Origin of the sequence: Streptomyces tatrensis, from assembly GCF_049310065.1 — a bacterium.
GTDB lineage: Bacteria > Actinomycetota > Actinomycetes > Streptomycetales > Streptomycetaceae > Streptomyces.
On the sequence record NZ_JBMDLB010000007.1, the window covers coordinates 2,062,125 to 2,074,471 of the forward strand.

The 12,347-nt window shown below is 67.3% G+C and carries 8 protein-coding genes; 6 read left to right on the plus strand and 2 right to left on the minus strand.

Annotation, left to right across the window (positions count from 1 at the left end; translation table 11 throughout):
- Nucleotides 1-106 precede the first annotated feature (106 nt).
- Nucleotides 107-3,400 carry an AAA domain-containing protein gene (locus ACODT5_RS12745; RefSeq protein ID WP_422519277.1) on the plus strand — a complete coding sequence of 1,098 codons (3,294 nt, stop codon included), beginning with the start codon at nt 107-109 and terminating at the stop codon, nt 3,398-3,400.
- A gap of 12 nt (nt 3,401-3,412) precedes the next feature.
- On the opposite strand, the gene ACODT5_RS12750 is transcribed toward ACODT5_RS12745, so the two are convergent.
- Nucleotides 3,413-3,850, minus strand: a complete 438-nt coding sequence (locus ACODT5_RS12750) for an ATP-binding protein (protein ID WP_422519278.1) — start codon at nt 3,848-3,850, stop codon at nt 3,413-3,415.
- A 151-nt stretch (nt 3,851-4,001) separates the two neighbouring features.
- On the opposite strand from ACODT5_RS12750, the gene ACODT5_RS12755 reads away from it, so the two are divergent.
- Complete coding sequence (locus ACODT5_RS12755; RefSeq protein ID WP_422519279.1) at nt 4,002-4,847, plus strand: helix-turn-helix domain-containing protein; 846 nt, start codon at nt 4,002-4,004, stop codon at nt 4,845-4,847.
- Nucleotides 4,844-5,029, plus strand: coding sequence for a DUF397 domain-containing protein (locus tag ACODT5_RS12760; RefSeq protein ID WP_422519280.1), 186 nt, complete (start codon nt 4,844-4,846; stop codon nt 5,027-5,029). Before ACODT5_RS12755 ends, ACODT5_RS12760 begins: the two co-directional genes overlap by 4 nt.
- 58 nt (nt 5,030-5,087) lie before the next feature.
- On the opposite strand, the gene pglX is transcribed toward ACODT5_RS12760, so the two are convergent.
- Complete coding sequence (pglX, locus tag ACODT5_RS12765; protein ID WP_422519281.1) at nt 5,088-8,837, minus strand: BREX-2 system adenine-specific DNA-methyltransferase PglX; 3,750 nt, start codon at nt 8,835-8,837, stop codon at nt 5,088-5,090.
- A 225-nt stretch (nt 8,838-9,062) separates the two neighbouring features.
- On the opposite strand from pglX, the gene ACODT5_RS12770 reads away from it, so the two are divergent.
- The 3 genes from ACODT5_RS12770 to ACODT5_RS12780 are packed head-to-tail and all read left to right on the plus strand — an operon-like array spanning nt 9,063 to nt 12,312.
- Nucleotides 9,063-9,515 (plus strand): hypothetical protein, encoded by a 453-nt coding sequence (locus ACODT5_RS12770; protein ID WP_422519282.1) that lies wholly within the window; start codon nt 9,063-9,065, stop codon nt 9,513-9,515.
- Nucleotides 9,512-10,876, plus strand: a complete 1,365-nt coding sequence (locus ACODT5_RS12775; RefSeq protein WP_422519283.1) for a KGGVGR-motif variant AAA ATPase — start codon at nt 9,512-9,514, stop codon at nt 10,874-10,876. Before ACODT5_RS12770 ends, ACODT5_RS12775 begins: the two co-directional genes overlap by 4 nt.
- Nucleotides 10,873-12,312 carry a hypothetical protein gene (locus ACODT5_RS12780; protein WP_422519284.1) on the plus strand — a complete coding sequence of 480 codons (1,440 nt, stop codon included), beginning with the start codon at nt 10,873-10,875 and terminating at the stop codon, nt 12,310-12,312. Before ACODT5_RS12775 ends, ACODT5_RS12780 begins: the two co-directional genes overlap by 4 nt.
- Nucleotides 12,313-12,347 lie beyond the last annotated feature (35 nt).

Sequence of the window (12,347 nt, forward strand, 5' to 3'; positions counted from 1 at the left end):
CCTGCCCCCGCACACTCGGTCACGTGGCCTTGCCTGTGTGTCACTTCATAGCGGTGGGTAGATTTGCCGCTCCGGATGCGGGGGCCGCAGACAGGGGGACGCGTTCGTGGGGTGGCGCGAGGAGATCGTCACGGCGCTCGGCGAGTGGATCAGCGTCGAAGGCGGTGCGGGCAAGCAGCCCCGCTGGCAGCGCGTCGGCCGGGCAGCCCGCACCGGAGAGGCGGGCCAATATGCGGTCGACCTCCGCGGCTCCGACATCGGGCCCGACCAGCTCGACAGCCTGCGGCTGGCCGGACCGGAGAGCGACAGCATCGAGGCTGGCGGATTCGCGGTCTCGGAGACGATGCAGAACGGCTCCCTGCTGACGTTGAGGGTGGCCGAGTTCGCAGACATCCCCGACCCACACCTGTGGATCTTGAAACAACCGCCCACCTTCCTGATCGAGGCGCTGCGCGACGGCATCTCCGGCCTCGGCCAGCACCCGCTGGCCGCCGCGCTCGCGGCCGGAACCATCGGCGGGCCCCCGGCCCGGGCTCTGGACCCGCCCGGTTTCCACCCCGCACAAGGGGACGCGTACCGGGCCTGCCTCGGCGAGGGCGTGCACCTGGTGTGGGGTCCCCCGGGCACGGGGAAGACCACCGTCCTCAAGCGTGCCATCGGCGACCTGATCGCCCGGGGTGACCGGGTGCTGCTGGTCTCGGCCACGAACATCGCCGTGGACAACGCCCTGCTCGGGGTGGTGCGGGAGAAGCGGCACAGCCCCGGCGACATCGTCCGGGTGGGCCCGCCGCACCTGCGGGAGGTGGCCGAGGACCCGACGGTATCCCTGCCGCTGATGGTCAAGGCGCGGCTGGCGGATGCCGCCGCCCGGCGCAGCGCAGTCGAAGCCGAGCTCGTCGCGGTCAAGAACCGAGCGGAGCAGCTCGCCGCCCTGGACAGCACTTTGGCTGGTTTTGACCCCTCCTCCTACTTCGCGGCGCTGAAACTGCTGCGCACACCCGGCGAGGATCTCGCGTCGGCGCGGTCGCGGGCGGAGGACGCCCGTCGGCGGCTGACCGAGGCCGTTCAGCGGTACCAGGACGCGGTGTCGGAAGCGGAGACGGCCATCGCACGCCACAAGGCCGCGGATCCGTCCCGAGCTCAGTGGCGCCAGGTGGACCGGCTGTCCGAGGAGGTGGTCCAGGTACGGAAGGCAGCGGAGGTCCGCGAGGCGGCGGCGCTGCTGGCAGAGGGCCGCTGCCACCCCCTGCGCGAGGAACTCGGGGAACTCGAGGCCAAGGGCGCGATGGCGAAGTGGCGCCTGCGCGAGAAGATCGTCAAGCTCCAGCAGCGGCTGGTCGACGCCGAGCGATCTGCCTCATCTGCCAAGCAAGCAGCGCTGGAAGCACGCTCCACGGCCACCATCCACATCGCGACGCTCGGCGCCCGGATCACGGCTCTGGTGGACGCCATCCCCCTCACCCGGGAGCAGACAGACAGCCTCGAAGCCGACGCCCGCGCCCTCCTGGCGGTGGCAGAACAGGAAGATCGGCACTGCACCGCGTGCAAACGGGAGAAGGCCCGCACCGCAGAGGCCGCGGAGCGAGCCCAGCACGCGCACGACCTGACCCAGCAGGCCGAGAAGAAGGGCTGGCCCGCCCAGTACGACCTGGCCCACCGCCTGCGTCCGGCCGTGACCGCCGACACCGCCCGCCGCCCCGCCCTGGAGAAGCAGTACCAAGAGGTGCAGGAGGAGTACGAACGGCTCGCCCGCGATGCCCAGAGCGAGATCATCAAGGGCGCCAAGCTGGTCGCCACCACCCTGGCCCGGTTCCGGACGAACCGTGCGGTCTTCGAAGGCCCCTACGACGTCGTACTCGTCGACGAGGCCGGCGCCGCCACCCTGCCCGAGGTGCTGCTCGCCACCGGCAAGGCCGGCCGGGCAGCCGTCCTGCTCGGAGACTTCATGCAGTTGGGAGCAGTCATCCCGCGCGAGCTCAAGGATCAAAAACGCGCGGACATCACACGCTGGCTCCTCCCGGACGTCTTCGAGCACTGCGGAATCACCGAACCCGCCGATGCCCAGGCGCACCCGGCCTGCGTCACCCTCACCGAGCAGCACCGCTTCGGCCCGGCCGTGATGCGACTGGCCAACGACCTCGCCTACGGCGGGGTGCTCACCGGCGGCAGCCAGACGCGGGCGGGACGCCCGGCCGACGACCCCGAGATCGTACTGATCGACACGGACGGCCTTCACGAACTGGCCAAGGCCCACTTGACGGGCCGCCGCAGCGGCTGGTGGCCGGCGGGCTCGCTGATCGCGCGGGCCCTGGTGGAGCTGCACCGCGAGCAGGGCGAGGAGACGGGCATCGTCACGCCCTACCGGGTCCAGTCCGAGGCCACGCTGGAGGCGCTGCGGGACGCCGAGGGGCCGGGAGGGCATGCACTGGCCGAGGTCGGCACGGCACACAAGTTCCAGGGCCGGGAATTCGACATCGTCGTCTTCGACACGGTGGAAGGCGACAGGGACAACCGCGAGCTGTGGATGGCCAACGCCCATCGCCAGCCCGCCGCCAGTAGTTGGCCTCGCGACGGCCTCCGCCTGTTCAACGTCGCCGTCACCCGGGTCAAAACCCGCCTCTACGTCATCGCCAGCGGAGAACGCGTCAAGACCGCGAAGCCGGGGACCGCCCTGGCCCAGCTCGCCGCGCTCATCGGCGCCGCGGGCGTGCGGGTCCTGCACGCCAAAACGCTGATCACTCCGCCGCACGCGCCCACCACGTTCCGGGGTGAATTCGGCCAAGCGCTTGCCGAGGTACTGAGCCGACACGTGGAGGTGACGGAGATCGACGACGAACGCGACTTCTACCGGACGTTCACCGAGGAGATCCGCCAGGCTCGGCAGTCCCTGTGGCTCTGGGCACCCTGGGTCGCAAGGCGAGTCAGCTCCCTCCTGCCCGAGCTGCAGGCCGCGGCCGACCGGGGCGTACGGATCACGGTCTTCATCCGCGACAACACGGACCAGCTCCAGAAGAAGCCCGCCAACCAGGCACTGATCGCCGACCTGTGCGCCGTGGCCCACACGGTCGTGCCGATGAACGTCATGCACCAGAAGATCGCGGTGATCGACGAGCGGACGGTCATGCTCGGCAGCCTCAACGCCCTCTCCCAGAGCTGGACCCGGGAGGTCATGCTTACGATGCGGGGCGCGTACTTCGCCCGGAAGCTGCTGGAGCACCAGCACGCGGAGACCTTCGCGGCCCCGCCTCAGTGCGGACGCTGCAACGGTTCGGAGATCGAGATCCGTCGCAGGCAGAACGACACCTGGTTCTGGCGCTGCTACGCCACCGCATGCAAGACCACGCCGAAGGGCGGGACGAACGCCTGGACGCAGAACATCCGCCTGGGGCGGGGGCGCTGAGCGGTCCGCCCATCAGCGGCGCACGCGGCACTCGGCCCAGACGGTCTTCCCCGGGCCGACCCGGTCCCGCACTCCCCACCGTGCGGCGAGGGCCTCGACGAGCACCAGCCCCCGGCCGCCGTCGGCACCGGCGGTGTCAGTGGCTTCTTGCACCGGCCGCCGGGGGTGGGTGTCGGACACCTCGACGCGCACCTGAGCGGCGTCGGCATCGAGGATGAGCCGCAGCTCGAAGTCACGACCCGGGACGCGGCCATGCAGCACGGCGTTGGCGGTGAGTTCGCCGACGACGAGGGCGAGCGCGTCGAAGGCCGCCGAGCCGCGCGGAATGCCCCAGTCGACGACCTGTTGCGAGGCGAGCAGCCGGGCGAGGCGGGCGCCGCGCCGGGTGACGGAGAAGCGCCGGGTGAACGTACGTACGGTGACGGGCACTTGGGTGGCGGAATGCGTCATGGAAGTCAGCGTTCCGGGCGCGGGCGCTGGTCGGCAGGGCCGACACTGGTACAGATCGCCCTGTACTGGTTCACGCGCTGGACTGGGTGGGTCACTGGCCGTGACCATGGGGTGTCGGCAGGTGGGTGTGCGTGCGGAGGGCGGCTGTGTCATGACCATGGACAACGGCGGCGGTGCCAACGGTGAACCGGAACTCTCGGACAGCCTCAAGACCTTCGGGGCGGTCTTGAAAGCCCTGCGGGACGAAGCGGGGCTGACGCAGGAGGAGTTCGCGCCCCGGGTGAGGTACTCGGCGCACTACATCGCAAAGATCGAGCAGGGGAAGCGCTTCCCGCCGGGTGACTTGGCACAGCAGGCGGAGGAGCCATTGGGGGTGGCGGCGGCGCGAGTACTGGGGGCGGCGGCGCGGAGTTTGACGCGGAAGGCGGGGTTGGCGTCGCGGTTCCACCAGTGGGCGGGGATCGAGGAAGAGGCGGTGTCGCTGTACGCGTACGAGTGCCGAGTGATTCCTGGGCTGTTGCAGCCGGAGCCGTACATTCGGGCCGTCTTCGATCGACGCCTCCCGCCACTGGCGGAGAATCAGCTCGAACTCCAGGTTGTCGCACGACTGGCGCGGCAGCAACTGCTGGTTGAACGGCCCAACACCGCGTTTTGCTTCATGATCGAGCAGGCGCTGCTTGAGCGTCGTCTCGGCGGAACCGAGGTGACGCGGGATCTCCTGGACTGCCTGCTGGACCATGGGCGGCGCCGCAATGTGGAGATCCTGGTCATGCCTCTTAGGCAGGAGGACCACTCGGGCTACGACGGCTCCATGTATCTCGCTGAGACCGCCTCCCACCAGTGGCTCGGATACGTCGAAGGGCACAGCAGCAGCACCGTCATCAGCGACACCAAAGCTGTCAGCTCCATGCTTCAGCGCTATGGCAAGATGCGCTCACAGGCTCTGAGCCGTCAGGCCACCGCGAGCCTGCTGGAGCAGATGCGAGGAGCGCTATGAGCACCACTGAACTGGCCTGGTTCAAGAGCAGCTACAGCGGCGGGGACGGGGACAACTGCGTGGAGGTTGCCGTTTGCCCGGAAGCCGTTCTCGTACGGGACTCCAAGGACGCCGAGCTGCGGCCGCTCGCGGTGTCTCGTAAGTCATGGTCGGCCTTCACCGCCCACGCACACGTCTCCTGACTGCCCCGCTGGGGTGAGGAGCGCGCAGACCGCGCCTCCCCACCCCGCCCCCGCGGAACTATTCGTCGAGCGACGCCTGGCGCACGGCCCTCCGCCCACCGGCCTTCTTCACCGGCCGCCAGGCAATCAGTTCGGCCTCGCTCACCTGGTGCTTGCGCAGCTGCCGGTCGTACTCCGCCGTGAGCTCCTCGGCCGGGGAGGCGCCCCACTCCTCGTCCTCCTCGCTGTGCCACTGGACGACCCATGGCATGACCTCGCGCAGACCCGCCAGCAGCGGGACGAGGCGCTCGGTGTCCCAGGCATCGCGGACGTCACGCGCCTTGAGCAGGTCGAACAGCGCCTCCGCCTGATCCTTGTGATCCCACCCGGCCCAGCCCAGCATCAGCGTCGAGTCGGCGTCGGGACCGGCCTCGGGGTACGAGATGAACCGTTCCTTGGGCACGTCGAGCTTGCCGCGGTTCGACCAGTAGGAAGGCTTTAGGAAGTCGGAGGACTTGTACTTGGCCGGCGGCTCGATGTCGAGGCGCTGCCCGGTCCGGTCCTCCTTGCGCTGCAACTCCCATACGTCCTCCCACTCCTTGCGCGTACGCAGACCGGAGTCCTTGTAGCGCATGGCGGCGATGTACGGCACGTGCTCATCCGCGACGACCTCGGACAGCACCTGCGTGAGCGGCAGGTCCGGCTTCTTGAGGTGATCGCGTGCGTAGAGGGCGGCGACGGAGGTGAAGTCCTCGTCCGTACTGAGCCGGTCGGCCAGGTTGTTGACGGTCATGGGCCGCGGCCGGCGCAGCCCGTCGCGCACCTCGTACCAGAGGTCGGCGCTCTCCATCCGGTCCAACAACCAGGTCCGGAGCGCGGCGCGCTCCTTCTTCTCCCACGACTCGGCGGACCAACGCCGCTTGTGCTCGGGCCGCTCGATGAGGCCGATGCCCTTGGGGTATCGATTGATGAGGTCAATCCGGGCCTGGACGATCTCGCGGTACCAGTCGGGCCAGCGTGCTGGGATCTCAGTAGTGGGCGTGGATCCGTGACGCGAGAACCACGCAGTCTCGGCCTCTCCCTCCGCCACCTTGCGCGCCAGAACGATCTCAAAGGCCCGCTCACCAAGCTGGACCCCGGGAACTTCATCACGCTCGCCGTCGAGAACAGCGGTCCGCGCCACCTCACCATCACTGAGTAGCCCGTACAGGCCGTACACCTGCCAGTCCAACTCCTCCTGCATCGCGATCATCTGGCAGTGGATCCCGGAGTGCCGAACCCGGCTCTCGTCGAGGGAAGAGCGCGTGGGCACTACGGCTTCCACTGCTGCGGGCGGCTCCTGGGCTGCGAGCTGCTGCGCTAGTGAGTCGAGCTGGCGTCCATGCGCAAGCGGAAGATTCTCCGGAACAGGGAATTCCTGAAGCTTAGTGCCTGTGAACTCGTAGCGATCGATCCATGCCTCTGGAGTCCACCGATTTCCACCTCCGCTCGAATTATCGGTACCTCCCTTCGCCTGACTCACCTGCTTCAGCCAGAAGCATGCGACCGACGAGTTAAGCACCCCCAGCAGCTCAAGGTGCTCATCCTCCTCCGCACCTGCGCGGAGCTTTATTACTGGAGCGGATTGCTTAAATAGTTTCCTGTCGCGCTCCAACACAAAATGATTATGCGTTGCCACGAAAGCAAAAGAAATCAGATACTCGCCAACCAGCCGATCAGGATAGTTCTCCAGATGCGAATACCAAGGCCTCCCCGATTCTTCGATGGAACGCCCGAAGATGCTTCGATTGCGGAGTGTCGCCCTAGATGCCCAGAGCGACTTCCGAGGGAGCTGATGCTCCACCGATACCACCTGGTTGTGCGCGTGGTTGAAGTAGGGGTCACGGATCACCATCCGCCCATGGATGGAAAAATCTCGGACGGACTCACCGATTACGAAGCTGGTGACGTGACCATCCTCCGAGTACCTATGCGCAGTCATTTGATCAGGAAAAATCCAAGCCTCGTCATCGCCCGGATTAGTGGTTCTACCAATCGAAGCTACGACTTCCCTGAGCTGCTTCACTCCCCGCGAATTTACCGCCGCCAAAAGCGGTGCACTCCCACCGCCCGAAAGCGACCAGGGATGCGAGGATAGAGCACTTGCCCGCATGTCCTCTGCGGTAACCCAGAGAGATTCGCTCCCTGGGTCGCCAACCTGCCGAATAATCGCCTGCCAAACCGATCCAAGCGCCGGCACCTCCGGCTGATTCGGTTCCCCTCGCACTCCGAGCACAGCCCGCACGACTCGACTAGGATTCGGAACACGATTTCGACCAACCAGGACAACAGTTGGTGTCCCATGTCCTGGAATATAGGCTCCAGACGTATCGATTACATGAGAGAGCTCGACCTGGATCCGGAAGAACACTTCAATCAGCTTCTTCCCGAACTCTCTCTTCATGAAGGAGTTCGCGGTGATCTGCCCTACGAAGCCACCACCGCCCTTATGTCCCCCAGACCCCTTTACAGCAAGCTCAAACAACCTCTGGGCAAAGGGAACCGACAACGCATATGTGCCCGCACACGCATCGTATGACTGGCGATAGTTCTCGTTCTCCTGCTTGTCCTTCACCGTGATGTATGGCGGGTTGCCCACAACCACGTGGTACGAACCCCGACCCAGCAGGTCGACCTTCTTCGCATAATCCCAGACATCCTCGGTCGAGTACGCGAACGCCCCTTCTTCACGCCCCTCCGACATCTCTGCGAACAACGTGTCCAAGTCCGTCTGGATACCCGCCGCATCCCGTCCGTGCAGCAGCGAGTCCCCCACAGCCACGTTGATCGGGAACGGCGGCGCATCCGCTAGGCGCCGCTCGCCAGCCGCCCGCATGGCTGCGACCAACAGCCGGAACCGTGCGATGCTCACCGCGAACGGGTTCTTGTCGCAGCCGTGGACCGATTCCAGGGAGCGGCGGACCAGGGTCCACACCGGAGTCCCCGGTTCGGCGACGCGCCACTTGGCCATCAGGCGGTGGAAGATGCCCAGCAGGAAGTGGCCCGAACCGCACGCCGGGTCGATCGTGCGTAGGCCCTTGCGCTCCTGGCCATCCGAGCCCGTCCATACCGGGTCGAGGCCGAACTCATGGTCCGCGACCGCCGGCTCCAGCGTGAGGTCGAGGATGAACTCCTCCACGAACTCCGGGGTCTGGAGCAGCGCGTACGTCTTGCGCGCGTGCTCGCTGAGGTCCTGGTACAGGTCACCCAGGAAACGGGTGTCCCACTCGGGATCGGTGAAGTCGTAGCGGATCTCGCCGTCCGCGCCCCACCGGCGCCAGAAGGAAAGCAGCTCCGTAGCAGCCTCGTACCCGGGGGTGATGTCCCACAGCGGGTTGTGCGCGGGGTCGAACAGACCAGCCGTCGTCTTGTTCGTCTTCGCCAGGTGATCGAAGGCCGCGAACAGCCAGTCGCGATTGTTCTTCTCCGGGTGCTCACGGAAGTACGCCTCGTGCCGCGCCTCCGCCAGCGCCAGCCGCTCCCCAGGGCCGGCAATGAACGGCTCGTCGATCAGGCCGTTGTCCTCGCAGAAGCGGACGAAGACACACGCCAGCACCCACGCAGCCGCGGACTGGGTGACCCGCTCGTTGCGCCAGGAGTCGTACCGGGCCGCGGTACGCCGAGACTCCAGCGCCTGCTGATACTCGGCCTTCAGCCGCCCACGGATCTCGCCCTCGGACTCGGTGCGCTCCCGCAGGTCGTCCTCAAGGCCCACGACCAGCCGCTTCAGATCCTTGACGAGATCCTTCAGGCGCTCAGTCTGGTCCACACCGGCCGCGATATCCGTCACTGTCCGCTTCCTTCTTGCCCCACTGCGTCACCCAGTCGCATGGCCTGCGCTGGAGATACCCAATCCTGCCAGCCTACGGCCCGCCTCCGGCCCTCTCGCTCCCCGCGAAACCCCACCCACTTCGTTGATCACGCAGATAAGGTGATCAACGTGACGGCTGCCACCTCTACGCCCCCGCGCCCTCCCGCGTTCCTCGCGGCCAGCAGGCACCATTACGACACGGCGATGCTTGCCAGCGATAAGCAGCTCCGCATATCCGCCGACCATTTGGCGGGGATCGCGGCAGAATGTGCGATCAAGGCCATCCTCGTGGACTACCTGGGATCCGTGATCAAGTCCGGTAAGGCATACAACCTGGAGCTGAAGGCCGAGGCCAAGGAGAAGATGCGGCGCGAGGGCTTGGAGAAGATGCCCGAGAAGGACTACTGGCACGGCCACCTGCCCGACGTGTGGGGCCACTTCACCTCCGTGATCCAGCGACGTCACGCACGCAGTGCCGGTCCGGACTTCAGTACCTTGCTCGGACGGAACCCGTTCGACGGCTGGGACGTCGCCCACCGGTACTGCGATGATGCCGAGATCACCGAGGCACTCCTCGCCCAGCACCTCCAGGCAGCCCGCATTCTCATCGCCGCCCACGAACAGGCCCGCAAACTAGGAACCGGCAGAATCGCATGAGCACACCAGCCAACCGCTTCGACACCGCGTGGCAGGCAGCGCTCGCGCATGCCGCCCGGATGGCGGCCGAGCACCACAGGGATGTGGTCCTCACCCGTGATCTGCTCGGCCGTGCCTCGCTCCTGATCGACGACCGTGAGGCACCCCTGGCGGTCGACGCTCCCGGGCTCGCAGAGGCAGCAACAGCCTTCAGCGAGGCCACCCACCCCTTCACCGGTCTCGACCCACTCGAGACCGCCAGTGAGCTGTTCGCCCCGGAGCTCTTCTTCGACGTTCCCGATCTCGTCGAAGTGACCGCGCCGCACGAGGGCTCAGGACGCGTCTCCACCCTGGAGCGGACGGTCGTCGGCGGCGACTGGGCCACGGGCACCGAGTCCGAGCCGGCGCAGGCCCGCCAGACTCGCCGCATCGCGCTCTACGGTTTCAAGGGCGGCGTCGGACGCTCCACCGCCACCACCGTGCTCGCCCGCAGCCTGGCCGAGCGGGGCCTCTGCGTACTCGTCGTGGACCTGGACCTGGAATCCCCCGGTGTGTCCAACCTGCTCGCCGAGCCCGGCACCACTCCCGCGTACGGCATCGTGGACCATCTCGTGGAGTCGGCCGTCGGTAACGCGGAGGACCTGGAGCTCGTGGCACGGGCCTCCCTCGACTCCCCCAAGCTCGGCAACGGCGACATCTGGCTCGCTCCGGCCGCCGGCACCACGCGGCCCGGGTACGACTACCTCGCCAAACTCAACCGGATCTACACCGACCTGCCCGCAGCCGTCCTGGGTGGAACTCCTACGCCGTTCGCCGCCCGGCTTGAGCAGGCGATCGCCGCCTGCGAGGCGCAGGTGGAAGAAAAGTCGCGGCGTCCCGATGTCGTCCTGCTCGACAGCCGGGCCGGAATCCACGACATCGCAGCGGTCACGCTGACCAGGCTCTGTGACCAGGCGCTGCTGTTCGCGGTGGACAACCCTTCCACCTGGGAGGGCTACCGGATGCTCTTCGAGCAGTGGCGGCGCCAGCCCGCGCAGGCCCGGCTGCTGCGCGACCGTATCCGGATCGTGGCGGCGATGTTCCACTCCGCCGGCGACATAGATCGCCTGAGCACCCTGCGCCGCCATGCCTACGACGTTTTCATGGAGACGCTCTACAACCTTCCCGGCGACGAGGACGAGGAGCCCTTCCTCCCCGCCGAGGGCGACGTCGACGACAAGCCGTACGCCCCGATCCCGATCCTCTTCGGCAATGACCTGGTCGGCCTGGACCCGCTGCGCAGCAGGAAGTGGCCCGAGCTGCCGTTCGTGCGGGCCGCATACCGCGAGTTCGTCGACACGGTGGAGACCCTGGTGCAGGACATGTACAAGGAACAGTCATGAACGATCCCGTCGTCCAGGCGACCCGGACCCTGTTGATCGAGGCACTGGCGGCCGCGCCCGATGCGGACACCAGCACTCCTGACCTGCGCACCATGTTCACGCCCTCCTCGCACCGCCTCGCGCTGGACCCGGACGTGACCGTGGTCCGTGGTGCACGCGGCACCGGCAAGACGTTCTGGGCCAAGGCCCTCACCGACCCGGCTCTTCGCGAAGTGGCCGCCAAGTCGTACATGATGCCGCGTCTGGAACGCACCGCGGTGATCACCGTGTTCGGAGGCGTCGAGCCGGTGCTCGGGGGGCGGCGGACCGTCGCCGACCTGATCAAGGCCGGCGTCGCACCGCGCGACCTGTGGTCGGCCGTCGTGCTCATGGCGCTCGGGCAGCCGGAGGTCCAAGAGCTGGAGACGTGGGCCGAGCGCATCGAATGGACGCGGCAGAACGGCGAAAAGTACGAGGCCGCGTTGCGCCGGGTCGACCAGGAGACACGGGAGAAGAAGCAGACGCTGATCCTCTTGTTCGACACGCTCGACCACCTGCACAGCGACCGTCGGCAGCTGGATCTCCTGCTCGCCGGGCTGTTCGAGGTCGCGCTGGAGCTGCGGCTGACGACTGGCACCTTGCGCGCCAAGATCTTCGTACGGCCTGACATGTACGAGAGCGCTCCGCGCGAGTTCGCGGACGCCTCCAAGCTGGGTGCCAACGCAACCGATCTGAGCTGGAGCCGGGAGAACCTGTACGGGCTGCTCTTCCACCAGCTCGGAAACCACGCCAGCGAGCGGGCGCAAGCCTTCCGCGCGAGCACGGGAGTCTGGCACGAGGAGGGTCCTGGCCGGTTCATAGCGCCAGTCGATCTGATCGCTGACCAGAAGCGCCAGGAGGAGGTGTTCGTGATGCTGGCCGGCCCGTTCATGGGAACGGACCGCCGCAAGGGACACACCTACACCTGGGTCCCGAACCACCTCCAGGACGGACTCGGCCGGGTCAGCCCCCGGACCTGGCTGCGCACCTTGTTCCATTCGGCACGTCGGACCTCGGACAAGTGGGTCAGCCACCCCCTCCCGCTTCACTACGACGCGATCCGCGAGAGCCTCAGCCAGTCGGCCACTGACCGGGTGGCCGAGCTGGCGGACGACATCGGGTGGGCGGAACGGTCAGTGAAGCTGCTGGCCGGAACCCAGGTGCCCATGGAGCGCTCAGCCGTCTGGTTCGCCTGGGAGAAGAGCGGGCTGCGGGCCGAGATCACCAAGTTGCTGGAGGCCGGCCAGCAGGGCAGCGGCCCCCGGGATCTCAACAGCTACGGCGAGATCATCCGCGAGCTGCTCGACCTGGGCGTCATGACCGAGCGCACCAACGGTGCGATCGACCTTCCGGACATCTACCGGCTCGCCTTCGAGATCGGCCGCAAGGGCGGTGTGGCCCGCAAGCCTGTGTCCTGACCAGCCCAGGCAGCGATGGGGTTCTTTCCCTGGCC

Bases quoted from the DNA above. Each gene is read 5' to 3' on its own strand.
- ACODT5_RS12750 (WP_422519278.1), bottom strand. From the start codon at position 3,850: ATGACGCATTCCGCCACCCAAGTGCCCGTCACCGTACGTACGTTCACC.
- ACODT5_RS12770 (WP_422519282.1), top strand. From the start codon at position 9,063: ATGCTTGCCAGCGATAAGCAGCTCCGCATATCCGCCGACCATTTGGCG.
- ACODT5_RS12775 (WP_422519283.1), top strand. From the start codon at position 9,512: ATGAGCACACCAGCCAACCGCTTCGACACCGCGTGGCAGGCAGCGCTC.
- ACODT5_RS12755 (WP_422519279.1), top strand. From the start codon at position 4,002: ATGACCATGGACAACGGCGGCGGTGCCAACGGTGAACCGGAACTCTCG.
- ACODT5_RS12780 (WP_422519284.1), top strand. From the start codon at position 10,873: ATGAACGATCCCGTCGTCCAGGCGACCCGGACCCTGTTGATCGAGGCA.
- ACODT5_RS12760 (WP_422519280.1), top strand. From the start codon at position 4,844: ATGAGCACCACTGAACTGGCCTGGTTCAAGAGCAGCTACAGCGGCGGG.